At 36.8% G+C, this 20,451-nt stretch carries 9 protein-coding genes and 1 pseudogene; 5 read left to right on the top strand and 5 right to left on the bottom strand.

All coding sequences use genetic code 11. The features are described from left to right. A pseudogene (locus tag NEOC84_RS07525) lies at positions 1-243 on the bottom strand (transposase); the annotation flags it as partial. 1,380 nt (positions 244-1,623) lie between these two features. Between NEOC84_RS07525 and NEOC84_RS07520 the strand changes: the two are divergent. Beyond that, the gene (locus NEOC84_RS07520; protein ID WP_166157522.1) at positions 1,624-7,611 is read left to right on the top strand and encodes a hypothetical protein; all 5,988 of its coding nucleotides are present in this window, start codon (positions 1,624-1,626) and stop codon (positions 7,609-7,611) included. 225 nt (positions 7,612-7,836) lie between these two features. On the opposite strand, the gene NEOC84_RS07515 is transcribed toward NEOC84_RS07520, so the two are convergent. Further along, complete coding sequence (locus NEOC84_RS07515) at positions 7,837-10,116, bottom strand: hypothetical protein (RefSeq protein ID WP_166157519.1); 2,280 nt, start codon at positions 10,114-10,116, stop codon at positions 7,837-7,839. A gap of 882 nt (positions 10,117-10,998) precedes the next feature. After that, the gene (locus NEOC84_RS07510) at positions 10,999-13,044 is read right to left on the bottom strand and encodes an isoamylase (protein ID WP_166157516.1); all 2,046 of its coding nucleotides are present in this window, start codon (positions 13,042-13,044) and stop codon (positions 10,999-11,001) included. 515 nt (positions 13,045-13,559) lie between these two features. Between NEOC84_RS07510 and NEOC84_RS07505 the strand changes: the two genes are divergently transcribed. The 3 genes from NEOC84_RS07505 (at position 13,560) to NEOC84_RS07495 (ending at position 16,524) form a co-directional block, all read left to right on the top strand. Next, positions 13,560-14,081: a CesT family type III secretion system chaperone gene (locus NEOC84_RS07505; RefSeq protein WP_166157513.1), complete on the top strand. Its 522-nt coding sequence runs from the start codon at positions 13,560-13,562 to the stop codon at positions 14,079-14,081. Between the two features lie 425 nt (positions 14,082-14,506). After that, positions 14,507-15,025 (top strand): single-stranded DNA-binding protein, encoded by a 519-nt coding sequence (gene ssb / locus NEOC84_RS07500; RefSeq protein WP_166157510.1) that lies wholly within the window; start codon positions 14,507-14,509, stop codon positions 15,023-15,025. 20 nt (positions 15,026-15,045) lie between these two features. Continuing rightward, positions 15,046-16,524 (top strand): leucyl aminopeptidase, encoded by a 1,479-nt coding sequence (locus NEOC84_RS07495; RefSeq protein ID WP_166157507.1) that lies wholly within the window; start codon positions 15,046-15,048, stop codon positions 16,522-16,524. Positions 16,525-16,814: 290 nt separating this feature from the next. Here NEOC84_RS07495 and hflX read toward each other — a convergent pair whose 3' ends face one another. Both hflX and NEOC84_RS07485 read right to left on the bottom strand, forming a co-directional pair. Then, positions 16,815-18,140, bottom strand: coding sequence for a GTPase HflX (gene hflX, locus NEOC84_RS07490; protein ID WP_166157504.1), 1,326 nt, complete (start codon positions 18,138-18,140; stop codon positions 16,815-16,817). Positions 18,141-18,151: 11 nt separating this feature from the next. Beyond that, positions 18,152-18,913: an MBL fold metallo-hydrolase gene (locus NEOC84_RS07485; RefSeq protein ID WP_242678230.1), complete on the bottom strand. Its 762-nt coding sequence runs from the start codon at positions 18,911-18,913 to the stop codon at positions 18,152-18,154. Between the two features lie 442 nt (positions 18,914-19,355). On the opposite strand from NEOC84_RS07485, the gene NEOC84_RS07480 reads away from it, so the two are divergent. After that, positions 19,356-20,384 (top strand): FAD-dependent oxidoreductase, encoded by a 1,029-nt coding sequence (locus NEOC84_RS07480; protein ID WP_166157498.1) that lies wholly within the window; start codon positions 19,356-19,358, stop codon positions 20,382-20,384. Positions 20,385-20,451: the final 67 nt, after the last annotated feature.

Raw genomic sequence — 20,451 nt, 5'->3', positions numbered from 1 at the left:
GTGCTTTTCCTCTATCGTATCGTCAATAATCAATACACCTCCTTTATCTTGTTCTAAATGGCGCACTTGCTTTTTAACATACTGCCATAGTTCTTTCGAGCCTCCTGGATTGCTGTTAAGAAAACGTGTGATTTTATCATGGCTAATCTGCCCATCTAAAAGATTGGATAGCCCTGTGGCTGTGGCTTGTTGGTTTTGGCTGATAAGATAATCTGTATAAATATCAAGAAGATCGAGTTTCATTTTTTTCTCCTCTTTTCAAAGAAAAAAATATGCCTTTAGAATAATTTTTTCAACTCATCTGTGCGTAAGGTGAGTTAGGAAGATTAATACGTGATTTTGAAAGAAAGACAGAAAGACAATCCCTTAAACCAGAAAGCTCTTATCTTTTAGAGACTACCAAGCGTATTTATGCTCAACAAAGAAATGATTCTCGCAAAGTTTATAGCCTGCATGGACCCCATGTAGAATGTATTGTTAAAGGTAAAATAGAAAAAATAATATGAATTTGGCTGCAAAGCTTCGCTAGTCATCACTCATCAAGAGGGATTAGCATTAGATCTTAGAGCCATTCATGGCAACCCCTAAGATGGGCACACCCTTGAAGAAGCTATTAAAAATGCTCAAAACAACAGCAGCAAGAATATTGAAGTAGCATTTGTAGATAAAAGCTATTGAAACCATACAGTAGAGGGTAAAACCATATTTATCTTTGGGCAAACAAAAGGCCTAATTTATTGGATTAAAACCCACATCAAAAGGCGCCAAGCTATAGAACCTCATATCGGCCATATGAAGAATGATGGTAAACTGGGTCGCAACTATTCTAAAGGCATATGGTGAGATCGTTATAATGCTATTTTATGTAGGATTGGCTATAACATGCGTTTAATTTACAACTGGCTAGTCGCTCAAAGTTTTCCCAAACGTCTTTATTCAGGCTAAAAAAGTTTAATTTCTTCTTTAAATTGCTTTATAATCCTATCTTGAAGGTTACCTCCTATGCTAAAACTCTTAATTTTTAGCCAATTTTTATTCTCACTAACAAAAATTCTTGGATTTCTACTTTTTTAGCTTACCAATAAAAAGGAAATTTACATTTTTTCTTTTTAAAATTGATGCAATGATGAAGCTTTTTAGGGTAAATCAGGTTGAACTATTTAATAGATGATTAAGCAAATATAAAGTTTACAAATTATTTTACTTGTTAGGAAATTAATTGATACTTCCCCAATGCCTACTTGCGCCGATTCCAATCTTGTTTGCTCACGATTTAGACCTAAGTGCTTGATAATAGTATTGATAAAAGTAATTTCGGAAGTTTCTGTTGTAAATAAATGCTTTCGTGGTGGATAAGTTGTTATTGAGATAAGTTGGCACGGTTTTTTATGTATAAAACAAGCTTATTTTTATTAGTCGGTACTCAAAGCTTTTCCTTCAGCTTTTTACCTTCTTCTATTGTAATAGTTTTCAAATTTTGCCAAGTTGGCATATGGATAGAGAATAATCAACTACAACTGCAAGAAAATTCACATCTAACTTACCAAAAAAGCATACAATTTACTAAACAAGCAAGCAAATGGAAGATATCTTTGTTTAAACTTATTTAAGAGGATATTTACTATGAATAGTGTAAATGCACCTTCGTCGTCTAAAACAGACCATCCTTCTTCTGCAAGCTCAGAGACTATTAAAGTCTCTGGCGATTCCAACCAGATAACCAAGAGCTTAGAGGATTATCAAAAAAAACAGCAAGAAAGTCGAGCTAAAATACACGAAGCATTTAAAAACAGTATGAAGCCTATGGAAGGAGCAGAAGAGGCAAAAAATGCTGTTCTTGAAAAGCAAATAAGTGGTGTGGTTGATACATTATCTCAACCTATTGCTAAATTAGCTGATAAAGTAATGCCCGGCACCTCTCCTTTAGTAAAAGATGCTTTCAAAACAGGGAGTAAAAAAATCATAGAAGCAGCAAAAAGTGCTACTAAGTTTCAGACATTCCCTGATCCAAAAAAAACTATTGACTATCCTGAAGACAGTGCATCTCCTTGTTCTCCATGCTCCCCATCTTCTGAAGCTACCATAACATCCGAAGAATTACATTTACAAATAAACATTACTTGTCAGGAATTAGGAATTTCTAAAGAGGAAGTACAGCTACTACTTGATAGTAGCTTAATACAAAGTAATCAAGTTATGCAACAGTTGCACAGTAGTCTTGAAGAAGTACATAGTTGGATGAAAGCTGAAAAGCAGCAAGCTGTTCAGAAACAGCAGTTACAAAATTATAATCAAGCTATCGATTTTTTAGACCAATTAGGTGGAATGACAGGGTGTAAGGAATTACAAACAGCAGCCCAGGGAGCTAAAACAGTTTTTTCTATTTTTACCGCTGTAGACCAACTAAGCAATTTGAGTAGCGCAGCGCTGAGCGTGTTAGGACCTAGCGCCGTCTTAGGCCCGGTAGGAATGATTGGAGGTGCCGCCCTAGCTTTTATTAGCTTGTTTATGAGTGGAGGGCCCGACCCCACGCAGCTTGTCCTGGAAAAATTAGGATCTTTATCTGAGCAGCTAGGGGATTTACATAAGTCCATGAATAAGCAATTTAGACATGTTTTTGAGGGACAAAAAGTTATTTTGGATGCCATTAAAGAAGGATTCCAACAGCTAAAGCAACAACAACTACTATTAAATAGCGAGGTGCGTGTGGAGCTTGGAAGCTCAATCCAAGCTTTGCAATCTAGCATTAATTTGCTATTCAAACAAACTTCTCAAAATGTGCAAGATCAATTGTTGTTTGGATTCACCGATTTGTGCAGTTCGGCAGATAATGCTCTTCAAGGGGTGGTAAGCATTAAAGCCGGGAAGCGTATTCCCGTTTTAATGGAGTCTCTTGTAAATTGGGCTAAAGCTCATGCTGCAAACCCCATTCTTACTGGAGAAGGTTTTTGGAATATCTGGAGTAACGATGGAAGTCTTGAAGCAGATCAGCGTTTACCTAATCATATCAACGAATATTTAGATTTTGAAAGCGCTCCTCATAAATTAAATTCATTGATAGGATTTTTAGCTTATTATGCTGTTGAAAAAAGAAACCAAGCAGCAGAATCAACGGCTTCATTTAATAAGATTGTGAATCCGTGGATATGGTATCGAGCAATAGATAAATATTTAGCATTGAAAAAAATGTTTATCAACTTTGATCCCGATTTAGACAATAGATTATTAGAATCTGTTCTAAACATCGGCCAGAATGGCAAAAAAATGATCCTAGAAATTCAAGATAATTCTGTTTTTTGGGAAATTTTAATTAAAGATTATTATGATAGCTTAGAAGCTGTAAAAAAATCTGTCCTAGCTTACTCTCAATCATATAATCAAAAATTCTTAAAAGAATGCACGGATGAGCATAAAAAGAGAGAAAACCCTAACCTTACGATTTCAATAATTGATTTTTTATATACTTCTGCGCAAATCGAAGAATTTATTAATCAATTTACAGGGAACATCAATCATGTAGAAGGAAGTATTGAACCATGCGACAACTCTGGGGAAACGTGTCCTCCATATGGAATTAATGCTGAGCATGAAGAGCTTCTTAAAAAGGGACGTGATGAGAAGATAATAGCAAAGATGCATAAAGTATACTTTGAAAAAAAAACTTTATCTTTAAAAAGGATTGATTTAAAAGATAAGAAAAACATTTATAAATGTGTCAAACTTTCTTCTCCATATATTTGTGCAGAATTTCTAAGAATTATATCTTTTAGAGCTTGCCAAGCTAAATCCATTAAAGGTGTAAAAGTCTCTAATATAATTCTTGTACCTAAGCAAGGTGGGAAAGGATGGTTGAGAGGTAACAATGAATGTAAAAATAAGAAGGGTTCTATTTTAGTCCTAGATCCTCCTATATCCGCTCACCATATGAACCCAAATTCAGATTGGCAAATGGCTATTGCCATTCATCAGGTGAATCAAGCTGGTGAACAAGAATTATTGCAGACAGTAACTTTTAAAGGAGATTGGAATGGATTGGAAGGTATCAATGTAGAAGCAAAACATTTTGGGGAGATGGAATTAGATGGACGCAAACCTTGCATGCATAAATTCAAAGATCACGGACAAAAAGAAAAATATGGCAACCATTTATTAGACTTTATCGAAAATTATTGGGAAAATTCTGATAGCCGAACAATTACTCTGAAGGAAGAAAAAAAATTTTACACCCCAGAAAAAGAAAGTGAACTGAAAGACAATATTAAAAAATTTTTCTTTTTACACAGACAAAGGATAGCTACTGGATTATTAGAAAATACCGGCTCTGTTGATCAGCAAAATTTTGAAAAATCTTTGCAGCGGTTGGATATGCATGTAAAACTTCTTAGAGCTTTTTTACTGCTAACAGGAAAAAGCGTTAAAGGGAGTCCTTTCGAGACACTAATTAATCAAAAGGCAATTAAAGAACAACTTAAGACTTACTCTACTTTGGACCCTACCTCTTATGCCAATCACCTAGATTCTTCTCTCCTACCTTGCGTGTGGGGTAGTTTAAATGAGTCTCCTCGTATACTTGATTTCTTGCAAGTAAGCAAATTAAGTCCTCTTGTTCTTGCCCCTTTACACCCTCTGCGCTTATTTGAAGTAGGTATTAATGATTTGCAAATATATAAAGTTTGGCAAACGCTTTATTTGCAGGAATTTCCGGAATATAAGCGATTCAACTCGCTTGAAGAATACCAAGTAAAATGTACGGTCTTACAAAAGCAACTTTTTGCTAAGGAAAGTTATGAAATGTTTAAGGAGCTTAACGCAGAACGTTTCAATGATGCCAAATTTAAAATAGAAAAATACCTACGCTATTTTGGAGCCCTTACCGCTAAAGAATATAAACAAATTTACTTAGATACAGCACGATGGGCTATTCAAAAATCTACTAGTAAAATTGCAATAGGTCATTATGCTGATGACTTTAGTGAGGTAAAAAGCATCGATGATATAAAAAATCAGCAAAAGATTCTCTTTGCCTTACCTAGAGGTTGGGATTGTAATATCGGTTATCTCTATCAATACGCTATCAGCATCGGGCGCTGTCCTATAAAAAATTGGCAGCCTACCAATTTTACTATGTGGGCAGATGGCTTTCAGAACTTCATGCGCTTAATTTATAATGATAAATTGAAGGAAGTAGCTAGGAAAGCTCAAAACTCTAAAAAGCATCGCTTAAAAACTCTTAAGGATATCTTAAAAGTAGGCCAGGACTTGCAGGCAATTATCTATACAGTCTGTCTTTCAAATAGGTTATTCGAGGGACTTTTTGACCATTATTTAAGTATTCTCGGCAAGCTTATTACTGAGGTAACGACTAAGGGGAATTATCAAGTAATAGAAAGAAAAATGACGACTAAAAAAATAAACGATACTTTTCCAAGCAAATATCAACAACACGATCCAGCCATCTTATTAGCTTTAAAAGGAGGATTTACTTTAGAGAAGCTAAATGCTAGTGCTTTAATTTTACAAACTTTTCTCGAGCTGGTTTTTGCTTCTGACTTACAAGATGATGAAAATCTTAAGTTTAAACTTCGATTTAAGGACAAAGAGGGCATGTATACCTACTTAGCGCAGAAGAATAAAGCCCTTGAAAACCGTTTACCTATTCTTCATTTATTGAAAGAGTATCAAAATTATGTGCAAAAAGCCAAAGAACGAGTTAATGTACGACTTGCCTACGGAAAGGAGCTGTTAAGTATATGGTACTATCTGGAAAGTAATTTTAATCGCAGGGATCTGCCTTGTTCAGAGTTAGAAATTTTTTCTAAATTATGGGGTAAAGTCTTAACTCCTGAAAAGCTAGATCTGATTGCCGACTTTCTTTCTATACATCCTCAACTGGCTAAATTAAAATTTTGCCATCTTCAATTTGAGGATGAAATTTGCAGGGAGAAAAAAAATCAAGTTCAAACAGGGGCGATACAACCGAACTCGGAGCTTGCGGAGCTTTTAAAAATAATTAAAAATCATCCAAATATAATAGAAATTCAGATAAATGGTAGTAAAGTAGGCGAGGAAACTAGGCTAATGCTTCAAAACGCAGAAAAGGCAGTTTCGGTTGTTTTTACCGATAAGCCAGAATCTGAATATGCTATAAATCTAGAAATACAAGAAATGCTCCGATTAGCATTTGCAAGCGATAAAGTAAAAAGACATCCTTTAAAAGAAGATTTATCAGTTAATTCTCCCTTATCGTTTTACTTACCTCTAAAGCTTCCTTTTGGTCCATCTCTTTTAACTCATCTTATAAATTTAGGTAGCCAAGCACAAAGAGGGCTTGAATATTCAATCGCCTCAAAGAAATCTAAAAACTGGCTTATTGAGCATAAGAAAGAGATGCAAAAAGCACTATTAGTAAAACCATCTTCAACATTCCCAAGGACGCGTTTAGCAAAGAAAAAGCTATTTAATCCTGTAAACTTAACACAAAGCGTAGGTTGGTCAGATGGGATGGAAGGGCAAATTATTGATGTATCTGGTTTCGGAAATAGTTGTGGATTGTTTGCATTGGCTCGAGGAGTAAAATTAGCTGATGCGGTAGGCAACAGTAAAAAATTTACAGAAGAAATTCCCCCCTTCATATTTGACCTAGATGGTAAGTTGCTAAAAAATACAGATTACCATGCAACCGAAAAAATTAAAAGCATAGATACCCAATTAAGAGAGGAATTAATTAAAGCTTTTAAGGTGAGCAGTGAATATAAAAGCCTTCGGCAAGAAAACTTCATTTCTTGTTGCTTAGACTACATCCAAGGATATCGCCTTCCAATAGATATGGAAGCTTTTACTATAAGTAACGAGCCATTTTTAGCTAAATTAAAAATTGAATATCTTCAATATCGCTTAGTTGTTGAACAGGAAGAATTGAATGAAAAATTAAAAGAAATTGAGGAAATTGAAATAGAAATTGATGATATTAGCGTGCTGCGTGCAAAAATCCATAAAAAGTTAGAGGAGGGTGTGGGGGAAATCACCGAAAACTTCTTTTCAGAGCTATTTTCTCAGTATTGTAAAAATGAACCGGACCAAGTAAAATCTTACATTATAATTTATAAGTTATATGCCGCAGCCTGGGTGGAAGTAAGACACAAAAATGCTGATTTTCTTCAACTGCTGGGTCACAAAGGTGCTAAATACTTAGAAACATTACTGACAAGATTTTCAAGTAAGCAAAATGCTTATACAGAAAAATTTATATCAACTTTAAAATTATTTGGTATATTAATGTCCACACAGTTTAACAGCCAAGGTGATAAAGTTGTAAACGCTGCCATAGATATCATAAATAAAAATATTACCTACTTTTTTGTGCTTAGTCAGATACAAGGACATTGGGAAAATATTTTCGAAAATTATTGTCAATATGTCCGCGAAAAGGCACCTATGCTATCCGCTGATGAATTAGGATGCTTGGCTAATAAATGGAAAATTCGATTAGATATTCGAATGCCCACAGGAGAGTTTTATAGTAATAATGCCGATGCTAATGAAAGAATGTGGGTTAAATTGTGTAATCCTTCTGAAATTCATTGGCAAGTATATATAGATGGATTCGTATAGACTTTTGGTAAAAAATTATTTGTTTAATCCTATTTTATATTTTTAAGTTTATATCCCACATTCCGTAGGTTAAAACGATGTTTTCAAGCTTAAAAATTTTCTAAGCAAACGAGAGGTCTTGAATAGTACTTTAGAGTTAAGAAATTATATTTATGGTAAAAAGCATTATCTTTCGAAAACTGACTTTTTCTTTAAAAACAGGTTCTTTATCGCAAGATAAGTTTTTTATCCCGGTGCTTGTGGGGAAGGGTCCGCCACCTTAGCTACTTTCTTAAACAAGTAGATGTAGCCATTCGCATTCGATGTCCGCGCTTCAGCCAAGCTAAGGGTAGTTATACGGTCTTTTAAATCATCGGCATGATACCATTGAGATTGCCCATTATGTGGATTGACACCTATAACATTGGCCTTGTAATGACCACCATATAAAGTTCCTTCTTGTAAGACAGCTCCTACTAATTCATACTCGTAATCTTTATCCATTTGATCTTTAAAAGCTTGGGAGAAGTTGATACGCTGATTATCGGGGAAACTTAGAGGGGTCGAAATTTTCTTAGATTCGTACCGCGTTGCGGGATAGGAATGAGGGATGCGTTTTTCCTCTTTAAGCATTTCCAGCGCTGTTTTCTTTGCCTCTTCTTCGCTGGTAGAACTTACTCGATCATTTTTAATTAATTGTTTGGCCCTACTGGCAATAAGCCGCTCATATTTATCTTCTCTCTGGGTAAACAGAGAATATTTATAACGTTTTACGTTCACAAGAATAAATCCACATTCTTTGATTTCTACTAATCTCTCTTGTTCACTATATTGGGTTACTCTTGTTACCTTTCCGTTTTCTTCTCGATCAAAAAAGCATCCAGGCTCATCATCAGATTCTTGTAGACTATAGGCTCTATTTAAAATTTCTTGGAAATTCGTTTGGTCTGAAAGAAGGGGGAGCCTTAAAGTCGATGCACTATCTTCACGGAAATGATGAACATCCTTAAAAATGGTCCCGGGTAAACCTTTGATTTCTTTTTCAACTTTAAAAAAAGGAGGGGAAAGATAAGAAAAGAGTGCTGTCATAAAAGCATCGGCATCTTGTTGTAGGCCTCCTTCTGCGAATTCAGCATTCATTAGAGGAGTAGCTGTTTCTAGGCATTCAGCTGCTAAAGTAATGGCGTCTTGATTGCCCAATTGCAATGCTTCACTTAGCAAATGAATGGAATCAAGTAAAAACGTTGGATCGATAGGCTCTGAGGGTAGAGTAGGCTTTTGAGTGATCGCGCCTATTTCAACGTCGGGAGCGGTAGGAAAAACAAAGTTTTCCATAACAGGTAGCACAGGCTCGTTTTCTTGAGGTGTTGCAGGGGGTGCAGTGGCATGGTCTGAAGCCTTCCATCTCATTTTTTCTTCTAAATAAACATCCCACGCTTGTTTTTCTACTTCATAGCGTTGAAAAGCTTTTTGATATTCAGCCTCAGCTTTTTTTTGAGCTAATGAATAGGCTTTAAGCTCTTTTCTAAAATTTTTTAAAGCTTTAAGTTGGTCAAGCAGCGATTGTTTGTGCTGCTCACATTTAGTCTGGTAACTTAACAAGCTTTCTTTATATTCATCCATTTCCTTATGGTAAGTGTCAGCTAATATAGAACGTTCTTGGTATTTTTCTGCTACCAATTGATGAAATGAATCGCCCATCGCCCATAACAATTGGATAGAAGCGTGAAACCAGCAATTGTTTTTTTTATTTTTAAAAGCTGGAGGTATGCTCAACAGTTTTTTAACTTCATGTCCCTTAGCTACTTCTAAGTTGTTTTTTACCCTTTGTAGGAGGTCAGCAAATCCGCTTTCTATTTTTAATGGGGAGCCCCTCTGCTGAGCAGAGCTTAAAAGTTCTAACTTTGCCTGCGTAGTTTTTAAAGTTTCTTTCCAGGCATTTATTTTTTTGCCAGTTTCGCCTTTTTTTAAGGAGGGGGGTAGATTAGAGATCTTGTCTAAGAAGTTATTAATCTTAGATTTTGCTTTTTTTAAAGCTTCATTATTTACCTCAGGTTCAATCTCTAGCAGCTCGACCTTTAACTTCAGTTGTAAAACATTTGCCTCAAGCTCATCTAGAAAAGCTTTTTGGATAAGAGGATTTTCTATTATAGGTGGGGCTTTCTTATCTATTGAGGTAGAATTTGTAGGATGAGGAAAGATTTGCATTTCTTGGCTTACGCGTCTTCCAATATACTCTTCCTCATCATCTTCCACGAATTCATCAAAATCTTCATGAGTATCTTTAAGGCAGCACCTAAAAAGATTAAAAATTTTGCTGGGTATAGATTTCAGCCAGGTAACTATTGCATTTAGTTTGTGGCAAAGCTTGTCCCATAGAGTAGTTTCCTTTATTTTTTTTAAAGCAATTTGATCTACTCTCTGAGCTCGTTGATTCGGCACCTTCCTCTCTTCTGCGTTAGAAATAGGGTTTACAAGAAGAGGCGGAGCCACCGGAGGAAGGGAAAAAAAATCTTTGTTCGTCATAAGGCATACCACTGCTAGGGTTACAATTAGTATAGCAGGCGATTTTTAAAAAGTAAATTAAATATACATAAAAAACCCTTTAATGGAATAAATTTATTTAGCTACCTAAAGCATACAGCCTTATGTGCTTTACAAGCTAAAAGAGCATAATTAAGTGAACTTAAGAGATAAAATAACTATAAATGTAAGGTTTGCAGGTTGGTTTTTCTCATTATGGGGAGATAAAATATCAGGAACTTTAAAAGCTTTAGGATATTAAAAAATAAAGAAGATCAATTCTTCCCGCAAGGAGAGCACTAGCTAAAAAGCTAGCTAGTTGCCATGAGATGATCATTTGATTGCTTTAAACCAAGAATGATGGGCATATAACTTTTATAACTTGCTTTTCTACTTAAGATTATAAGTTTGCTAAGTGTATAATTGTATAAGGATTGACTCCCCAGCGTATAAATTAAACCTTGCCAAAAGGATTTTTAATTTGGTGGGATAAGTTTATTAATGAAAAAATATAGCTTTTTAGACCAAGATTTCCTTCCCCTTTAACTTTTAAAAGTTAAAGAGTGAGGCGGTTTTCGAACGGCTCTTTATGTCATCCTATATTTAATAAAAAGTTTGCTTTACAAGAAGAGTTGGCTTGGAGAAAAGTTTATTTTTTTTACATAGACATAGTTTCTTTAAAAGGTATGACCTTCCTTCTAGGAAAAGTAAGGCGGGTAAAAGTATGCTTGTGCTTTAGAAAAGCTGGAGAGTAAAAGACCAACAAAATGCAGCTAGAGAAAATTGTTACTACACAAGAAAAAAATTTTACTAGGATAATAAAGATAGAAAATTGGCCCCCATAAAGGTTTTTGAAGAAAAAGCAAATTTTTAGCTTTTAATGAGTTAATTAAGCTTTTTTTTGAGTAGAAGAGCTGAAAAAGCTGGCATCTGTAATAACGGCTGTTCAATCCACGGCTCTTGCCCCTCCTCATAAAAATCATAGGGAGAGGGATTAGCCGTGTTGATGATTAATTGCCAGCATTGATCTTTTTCAAGCCTAGGAATGACAATTGTTTGAGGAATATTTTGTGCATTAAAAGCACAATAAAGAATGGCGTTTTCTTCTCTCGCAAGTAAAGTAAAAGCTAAAAATTGGGTTTCTTTATCCCAGTTTATTTTTTCTCCGTTAGTTCCTCTCCAGAAAATATCCTGTTCGTTTAAAAATCTTCCTTGCTGTAGAGCTGGGGTTTGCTTTCTGAATTTAATCATTAAGCGATAAAAACGATAAAAGGCTGAATTTTCTTGGAGTTTATCCCACAAAAACCAATTAAGTTCATTATCTTGACACCATGTATTATTGTTACCCCTTTTTGTATGAGCATATTCATCTCCCATTTGTAACATGGGAATTCCTTGCGACATCATTAAGGCTAAATGAAAATTACGCAACTGCCGCTCCCTTAGATCGTTAATATGCAAATCATCCGTGGGCCCTTCTAAACCACAGTTCCAGCTTTCATTCTGGTTGGTGCCATCCTGGTTGTTCTCTCCATTTTCTAGGTTATGCTTATGATTGTAGGCGATTAAATCATAGAGAGTAAATCCATCATGAGCTGTTATAAAATTAATGCTGCTTAAAGGTGAATGAAAGCCATAAATATCTTGAGAGCCTGCTAGGCGAGAGGCGAACAGATCTTTTGTGTAAGGCGTTCCTTTGATAAAGCGGCGGACAGTATCTCGATAAAGAGCATTCCACTCACTCCATCGATTTTTTTTAAGAGAAAATTTCCCTACTTGATAGAGGCCAGCAGCATCCCAAGGCTCGGCAATTAAAATTGTTTGCGAAAGGACAGGATCATAGGAAATTGCTTCGACAATAGGCGCTGCTTCAAGAACTTCCCCTTGCATACCACGGTTAAATATGGAAGCCAGATCAAAACGAAAGCCATCTACCCGCATTTCTACGACCCAGTACCGTAAAACATCCAGAATAAAATGCTGAAGAATAGGATGATTAGTGTTGAAAGTATTCCCGCACCCTGTAAAATTCATGAATCGGTCTTCTTTATCTTTTAAATAATAGGTATTACAATCAATACCTTTAAAAGAGGTAAGGGGGCCATCTTCACTACCTTCATTCGTGTGATTAAGAACAATATCAAGGATCACTGCTATACCTGCTTTGTGAAAAGCTTTTACCATTTTTTTAAACTCCTGTAAAGCTGCTCCTGGAGCAGGACTGAATGCATAACGATTCATAGGAGCAAAAAAATTGATAGAGGAGTAGCCCCAATATTGAAATAAATTTTTTTGAAGAGAAAGATGAGGAAAGGGATACTCACATTCATTGAATTCTTGGATGGGAAGTAATTCAACAGCATTAATGCCTAGCTGTTGTAAATAAGGAATTTTTTCTATCATTCCTAAATATGTTCCGGGTGCCTTTACTTGGCTGGAGGGGTGTTGAGTAAATCCTCTCACATGCATTTCATAAATAATCAAGCTTTTGTGCGAAATTTGGGGTTTTTTATCATCTTCCCAGTCAAATTTTTCTTCAGGATAAAGCAGCCCTAGAAAAAGAGGATGAGCTTTACTAGGCACCAGGCGCCTGGCTCCCCAAATCTTAGGAGAAATAACAGCTTTAGCATAGGGATCTAATAGATAGCTGAAGGCATCAAAATACTTACTGGGACCTCCTAGCTTATAAGCATAACCTAGCGGCTTGCTAAGAGTAGTCGCCAGAAAAAGGTGCCAGATATCGCCCGTTTTATTTAGATGAGGATCCAAAGGGATTTCTACAAAGGGCTGGTGAGTGGGGGAATCGAATAAAGCTAAAATGACCGATGAAGCTTGGGAGGAAACTAAAGAAAAGTTAATCCCATCTTGTTGCCAAGTCACTCCCAAGGGAAAAGGGCTCCCAGCTCTAACTTTATAATTGAAAGTATTCATTCCTGCATTTTATAAACGTAAGGATAATTTTATAAAATCATTTTTTTAAAATTCAGACGTTTAAGAGTAAAGGAAACCTGGCCTGCAGGTTCAAAGGGAACAAAGTTTTATAGAGAGGATAGGGAGCTGGAGCTTAAAAAGGTAGAAACTTAAAATTTTTTCTAGGCTTTATGGGTTGACTTTATAAAAATAATAAGAGGAATGGTAAATGGTAAACTGCCTTAGGGATATAGAGGGGTGCAGATAACCAATTTCCTTATCAACTTATTGATTTTAAGGATCTTAAACAATTCTCTATGCTCCTTAGATGTTCTATAACTTTAAGGGTTTTTTCTGCTTGTTAAAATTAATTGATTCTTATTGCTAAACAAGAATATAATTGAGTTAATGAAGCTTAAAATTAGATCAGGAGAGTAGTAATCTCTCAAAAGGTCTTTGCTTAATAAGTGATGCCACCTTGGTTTAATGATAGGATAAATAAAAAATTCGCAGAAATGTCCTGAGGAGGTTTTAACATGTCTTTTGAAAATGCGAAGGAAAATCTCAAAGAATTTGGTAAAGAATTAGGCCTTGAAGGGCTTGAATTCGATGAAAACAATACGTGTATATTAGGGATAGATGACGAATTTTCATTGCATCTTACCTATGAGCCCAATTCAAAAAGGCTATATTTGTACTCACCTCTACTTGATGGCCTTCCAAAAGATAATAAAACCAAGCTACGTCTTTATGAGCGTTTGCTTGAGGGCTCGATGCTTGGTGGCCAAATGGCTGGAGGCGGGGTTGGAGTAGCTGTTAAAGAAGAACTCATTTTGATTCACTGCACCATCGAAATGGAGCATGCTGAAGGCAATAGATTGCGCGCTTTTGCCCCTTTATATGTCGAAACAGTTGAAAAATGGCGTAAGACATGCCAAGAAGTATGCGACGGACGCGATGAAGCACCTCAGTCTGATTCCCCTTCTTTGTTAGGCGATCTATCTGATGGACCTTCCATGGGACCCGGCGGGAAAACCCCAGGATTTATCAAAATCTGATCCTAGATATACCGCAAGGCATGTAGATGTCTTGCGTATACCTGTTTTTATGTGCTTTATAAAACTGTGTTAATTTTCTCTATTATCTAAAAACATTCCTTTTAGTATTAAATCTTTCTTAACTTTATTTTCTTAATTAGCAATCTTTCTCGTTAGAATTACTAGAAATATATTTTCTTTTCAGCTTAAAAGAAGGTGCCTCTTGTTGATTTTCAAAAAAATATTTAAGAGGGCATTTAGTTGCAAAGCTGTTTGGATTTACAACAGCTCAGAGCATTAAAATGCTTTGCTTTATATTGTAAATCTTTGTTGTAGTCCTTGATTTTTGCCTTGATTTTTGCTCTATTGATGCTCTATTGTATTGGTTAAAATAAAAGTACCTTTGAAAGGGTACAATATGAACAAAATTAGCGAGGTTTAATAAAATGATTATCATTGAAATCGCAGGCCATTTAGGGACAGATCCCGAAGTTCGCTTTACACCAGGTGGTCAAAAAGTTACTGTGTTACGCTTGGCAGCGAATACGCGTAAAAGTGGGAAAGATGAAACAGTTTGGTGGCGTGTGACCATTTGGGGAGAGCGTTTTGATAAGATGATGCCTTATATAAAAAAGGGTAGTGCACTTATTGTGATTGGCGAAATGGGCAAGCCTGAGATCTATACAGATAAAGAAGGACGCCCTCAAGTCTCTCTTGATTTGACAGCAGAAATGATTCGCTTTAGCCCCTTTGGTAAAGCAGACCGTGCCGGTCAAGAGCCTTCTGGTCAGGCCCCTTATGGCCAAGCTTCTACTCCTTCTTCCTACACTAGCCCGAGTGCTTATTCTGAACCTTCTTATACTTCTCAATCGACAGGGAATACAGGGTATTCATCTTATCCTGGCAATCAATCAAGTTATAAGCCGGCTCCTAATGTACCCGATGATGATAATATTCCCTTTTGATCCAACTAAGGATGGTTTAAATGCGCTTTTTTTCCTCCTCTAATGAAGATAGCAAAAAATTTGAGCTGATTGTTTTACCTTTTTGGCAAGGGAAAAAGCAAGCAGAAAAGGCGGCGCAAATCGATAGATATGCTTCTCATTTTGCTCCCCTTATTAGGCAAGATTTTTTGGCAAAAGAAGGTCAAATTCTGGTTGTCTATGATACCAGCACCAAGGAGGGTAAAAGGCTTGCTTTGATAGGGCTAGGAGCTAAAGAAAAAATTGATACAGAAAAGTTACGTCGTATATATGCTAAGTTAACCCGCCTCTGTCATCAGAAAAATATCAAAAATATTTGTCTCTTTTGCCCTCAGTTAGATACTTTAGCCAAAGATGCCCTCCTTATTGGTATATCGGAAGGAATTTTGCTTTCTAATTATAATTTCGAAGAACTTAAGCAAGCCACCAAAGCTGATCCTTCTCTGTTATTGCAGCAAGTGACCTTTATGAATTTATCTAAGCAAGAGCTGGCGATTGCACAGCGCTGTGGTAAAATTGCTGAGGGTGTTTACATGGCACGCGACTTAGTAAATAGAAATGCCGATGAGGTTACCCCTCAATACTTATCTAGCTTTGCAAAAGCTTTTGAAAGTAAGCTTCCTCATGTGAAAGCGACTATCCTTAATAAAAAGCTGATAGAGAAAGAAAAATTAGGATTGCTTTTAGCTGTGAATAGGGGCTCAACTAGTGATCCTGCCATGATCATTTTGTCCTATCAAGGCGATCCCCTTTCTAAAGAGCATACAATATTAATTGGTAAAGGGATCACTTATGATACCGGGGGGCTTAACTTAAAACCTGTAGTTTCAATGGAAACGATGAAAGCTGATATGGCAGGAGGTGCGGCTGTACTAGGTACTCTCTATGCTGCAGCCTCTTTGGAGCTTAAGGTTAATCTAACAGTAGTAGTGCCGGCCACAGAAAATAGTATTAGCTCTACTAGCTTTAAACCAGGCGATGTCTACAGGAGTTGCAAGGGATTAACAATTGAAGTTAATAACCCTGATGCTGAAGGTCGCTTAGTCCTTGCGGATGCGATCACTTATGCTATTAAATATTTAAAACCCACTCGTCTTATCGATGTGGCTACCTTGACGGGAGGGATTGATGTGGCTCTTGGCTCCGAAGCTTGCGGATTGTTTTCTAATAATGATGATCTTGCCAATGCTTTGATGCACTCAGGATCAAAAACGTTCGAAAGAGTCTGGCGTTTGCCCTTGTACGAAGAATACCATAGTTATCTAAAATCAGATATTGCTGATATAAAGAATAGTGCCGGCCGTTCGGCTAGCTCTATTACAGCAGCTATGTTTTTACAAGAATTTGTAGAGGAAACTCCTTGGGCTCATTTGGATATTGCAAGCACCGCATTTTTCAGTGAGAAAAAACGCTACCATCCCAAGTATGCTACAGGGTTTGGCGTACGGCTATTGATCGATTTTTTGTCTGCAAAGAATTGAGCTAAAAAAATACTGAAGTGAATAGCTTCTCAAGCTGATTGTTAGATTTTTTATAAAAATTTTTCTTCGCTTTCTTTTTTGAAGGGTTAGCTTCAATTTTTCTAGGTAATTTTTTTCCAGTCTTTTTTATCTCGTACATCTTTTCTTAAGTTCTTTTAGCTTTATCTGTACCCTCTTCTTCTTTTGTAGATCTACTTTTAGCTCTCGAATATTCGTTAAAGAGTCTCTTCAAGCCTACTCGACACAAAGATTTAAATAGATAGATCACTGGGAGCCTTAATGAGGCGATATTATGCCGAACCTTCAATAATGTAATCTTTCAGTTTTCCAGCTAATGCACATGGTAAATCCACCCTAATTAAAACATCATTATCTTCATAATCTTGATGGATAATATTGCCTAAGCGCATGACTTCACTCACTTTATGGTATTCAAGCTGAGGGATTTTTAAGGTGACTGAAGTACGTTTTCGATTGAGCTCTTGAATCATCTGTTCTAATAAATCTTCAAAACCGATTTTATTAAGAGCAGAGATACTAACAGATTTGGGATAAAGGATGCGTAAGCGGGTAATTTTCTGGGGATCGGTGCATCTATCTATCTTATTAAGTACGGTAATGATGGGTTTATTTTCAGCCTTCAGTTCTTTTAATACCTCATAAGTGGTGGCGGCTTGCTCTTCAGCCATAGGATGGCTAATATCGACTAAATGGATAAGAATATCTGCTTGCAAAGCTTCTTCTAATGTGCTTTTAAAAGCTGCCACAAGCAAGTGAGGCAGCTTGCGTATGAAACCCACCGTGTCAATCAATAAAATTTCTTGATTATTAGGTAATAAATATTTACGTGTAGTGGTATCAAGAGTAGCAAAAAGTTTGTCTTCTACAAAGACTTTAGCATCCGTTAAAGCATTAAGAAGCGTAGATTTACCCGCATTTGTATAGCCTATAATGGCGAAAACCGGAATTTCTAATCGGGTGCGAAGAGTGCGTTGAGTGAGGCGATTAGCACGCACTTCACGAATTTCATTTTGAAGGCTATCCATCTGTTTTTTTAAAATGCGTTTATCAATCTCAATTTGCTTTTCACCTTCCCCTTTGAGGTAGGCCCCTCCACTTTTACCTCCCGTACCCGCTTGGCGTGATAGATGAGACCATAATCGTTTTAAACGCGGCGCTTGGTATTTAATTTTAGCTAGTTCAATTTGTAGGCGCGCTTCTTTAGTGTGCGCACGCTGAGCAAAAACTTCTAAAATAACTCCCGTACGGTCTATCACAGGCATGTTGAAAATATTTTCCAAATTGCGCTGCTGGCCTGGTGTAATTTCATCATCGAAAATGATTAAATCTACTTTTTGCTCTTGTGCCATCCGCAAAAGCTCTTGTAATTTACCCTCGGTGACAAAAGTAGAGGCATCGTATTTACGCACCATACAAGGAATCTTAGAATTAACATGAATGCCATAAGTTTCAGCAAGTAAAGCTAGCTCATCAAGATGCTCTTCACAGATTGGACGAAAGTTAGATCCTTTATAAACAGAAACAAGTAAAGCTTTTTTAGGCTGTTGAAATTCGTCTTCCGAGGATTGTAGGATTTTTGGTTTAATAGAGGGCATACATTTACTCTTTATATTGAGGAATTTAAGGGGATCTCAAAATCAATCTCTAAGCCATCGTAAGCTAATTGATAATTAGGAGGAAGCTTAGAATTAGTCAAATCATGCTCCAGCTCATGAGCGATGTGAGTAAACCATGCTTGGTCAGCACCCACTTTGTAAGCAAAATCTATAGCTTCTTGAACATTGAAATGTAAAGGAGAGGATTGTTGACGCAGGCAGCTTACCACTAAAGTTTCCACGCCTTGCAGGTCTTCAAAAATGGTTTGAGGATAATGGCGGATGTCAGAAATGTAGGCAAAATTGCCTACTTTAAAGCCATTGACTAACATGCCACCTTGCTGGTAGGTTACATAATGAATAGGTAATCCTAAAAAATTTACTTTTCCTCTTTCAGACTTTAGATAATGCAAAACAGATCGAGTCGTTAACTTTTCTGGGGAAGAAGTTTGCTCAAAAGCATAGGGAAAACGCATTTTTAGCTCCTCTGCTGTAGCTTCAGCCAGTAGGCAGGGGATAGGTTGCTTGGAACGAGCATTAAGGATCCTAAGCTCGTCAAATCCTCCTGTATGATCATAATGAGCATGTGTTAAGATTAAGCCATCAATCTGTTTAATATGATGGTGAAGCATCTGAGTGCGAAAATCAGGACCGCAGTCGATGACAATTTGCTTATCATGGATTTTAATCAGCCCAGAGGAGCGTAGGCGTTTATTAAAAGGCGATTCTGAACGGCAAACTGCACATTCACAACCAATTACTGGTACTCCCAATGAACTGCCTGTTCCAAAGAATAAAAATTTGCCTGCCATTTTCATGAAAAAACGCTCATAGAAAAATTATAAGTTTTGACTCTATTAAAACGCTCTAGGGGAAAGTTAGGGCTTATGATTGAATAAATACAGGCTGTACTCTCTTTATCGTTTGCTAAAAATTTTGCGTTAGCTTGAGGAAAGATTTTACAACTTATAAGAATAACAGCGTGCATAGGCTTTGGCATAGTTAGGTTATTCATCTATAGTAATCAAGCGAAAATGTCTGTAGCCATCTTGCTCAGATTTGCTTAAAAATTTTGTTATTTGCTTTATGGGCGAAAGAATTATGGTTAAAATTTAATCAGCTTTAAACATAAATGTTCTTATTATACAGTGTATGAGGAATAATGCAAGATGGCTTATTGTAATTTAACTATAAATCAAATAAGCTGTTGGGCTTATGCGTATAGCTATTATAGGAACCGGTCTATCAGGATTAGCCACAGGGTGGTTTTTGCTAAAAAAATTTTCCTGCAAGCCAAGACTTAATATAACTTTTTTTGATCCTTTAGGAGTGGGAGGAGGGGCCTCCGGAGTAGCTGCTGGGTTGCTGCACCCTTATGTGGGTGCTACCGCTAAGCTTAATCGTTATGGACTAGAAGGTTTTGAGGCCACAGAGAAGCTGCTAAAAGTTGCCTCTGAAAAAATGGGCAGGCCAGTGGCAAGCTATAATGGATTTTTGCGGGTAGCTCTTTCCCTTCAACAGAAAAAGGATTTTCAGCGTTCAGCTTTTCAGTATGATGACTTGCTATGGCTAGAAGCAAAGGAAGTTCAGCAAAAAATTTCAGGACTGTCTTTTCATCCAGCAATCTTCATTAAAAGGTGCATGGCAGTAGATTGCTCTCTTTATTTGGAGGGACTATGGAAAGCCTGCAAGGAAGAAGGAGCCCTGCTTGAAAGAGAGGAAGTAGAAACACTCGATGAATTGAAAGCTTTTGACCATATCGTGTTAGCTGCAGGAGCTTTCGTTAATAGGTTGCTAACATCAATAAAACTGCCTGTAACCGAAGTTAAAGGCCAGGTTATTGATATTGTGTGGCCTAACAGTTTGGAACCTTTACCCTGTCCTTTAAGCTCACAAGCCTACCTAATTATGAATAAGGAAAAAAATAGCTGCACATTAGGGGCGACCTATGAACGTGGCTTTCAATCAGCGCAGGCTAATTTAGAAATGGCTGCAACAGAAATTATGCCTAAAGCCCTGGCTTTATTGCCTGCATTAGAAGGTGCGCCAGTGCTAAACTGCAGGGCAGGGGTGCGTGCTTCTACGCCTGGTCACATGCCTATCCTACAAAAAGTAGGAGCAAATGTTTGGGTAATTACCGGCATGGGATCCAAAGGCCTTCTATATCATGCTTTATATGCTGAAAAGCTAGTCGATATGATGAAAGAAAGGCAATTATACCATTTAAACGAACTCCGTAAGTAGCAGCTATTGAGAATTGCAAACAGCCTTTTTCTAAATTCAAATAAGGAGGATAATTTAGGGAGAGAAA

It is taken from the genome of Neochlamydia sp. AcF84, assembly GCF_011087585.1.
Classification (GTDB): domain Bacteria; phylum Chlamydiota; class Chlamydiia; order Chlamydiales; family Parachlamydiaceae; genus Neochlamydia.
The sequence above is the reverse complement of the archived record's forward strand: the minus strand, read 5'-3'. Positions and strand labels throughout refer to the sequence as shown.

What these genes read in the sequence shown, in the direction of transcription:
- hflX (WP_166157504.1), bottom strand. Translation starts at nt 18,140, where the DNA reads ATGCCCTCTATTAAACCAAAAATCCTACAATCCTCGGAAGACGAATTT.
- ssb (WP_166157510.1), top strand. Translation starts at nt 14,507, where the DNA reads ATGATTATCATTGAAATCGCAGGCCATTTAGGGACAGATCCCGAAGTT.
- NEOC84_RS07480 (WP_166157498.1), top strand. Translation starts at nt 19,356, where the DNA reads ATGCGTATAGCTATTATAGGAACCGGTCTATCAGGATTAGCCACAGGG.
- NEOC84_RS07520 (WP_166157522.1), top strand. Translation starts at nt 1,624, where the DNA reads ATGAATAGTGTAAATGCACCTTCGTCGTCTAAAACAGACCATCCTTCT.
- NEOC84_RS07505 (WP_166157513.1), top strand. Translation starts at nt 13,560, where the DNA reads ATGTCTTTTGAAAATGCGAAGGAAAATCTCAAAGAATTTGGTAAAGAA.
- NEOC84_RS07510 (WP_166157516.1), bottom strand. Translation starts at nt 13,044, where the DNA reads ATGAATACTTTCAATTATAAAGTTAGAGCTGGGAGCCCTTTTCCCTTG.
- NEOC84_RS07495 (WP_166157507.1), top strand. Translation starts at nt 15,046, where the DNA reads ATGCGCTTTTTTTCCTCCTCTAATGAAGATAGCAAAAAATTTGAGCTG.
- NEOC84_RS07515 (WP_166157519.1), bottom strand. Translation starts at nt 10,116, where the DNA reads ATGACGAACAAAGATTTTTTTTCCCTTCCTCCGGTGGCTCCGCCTCTT.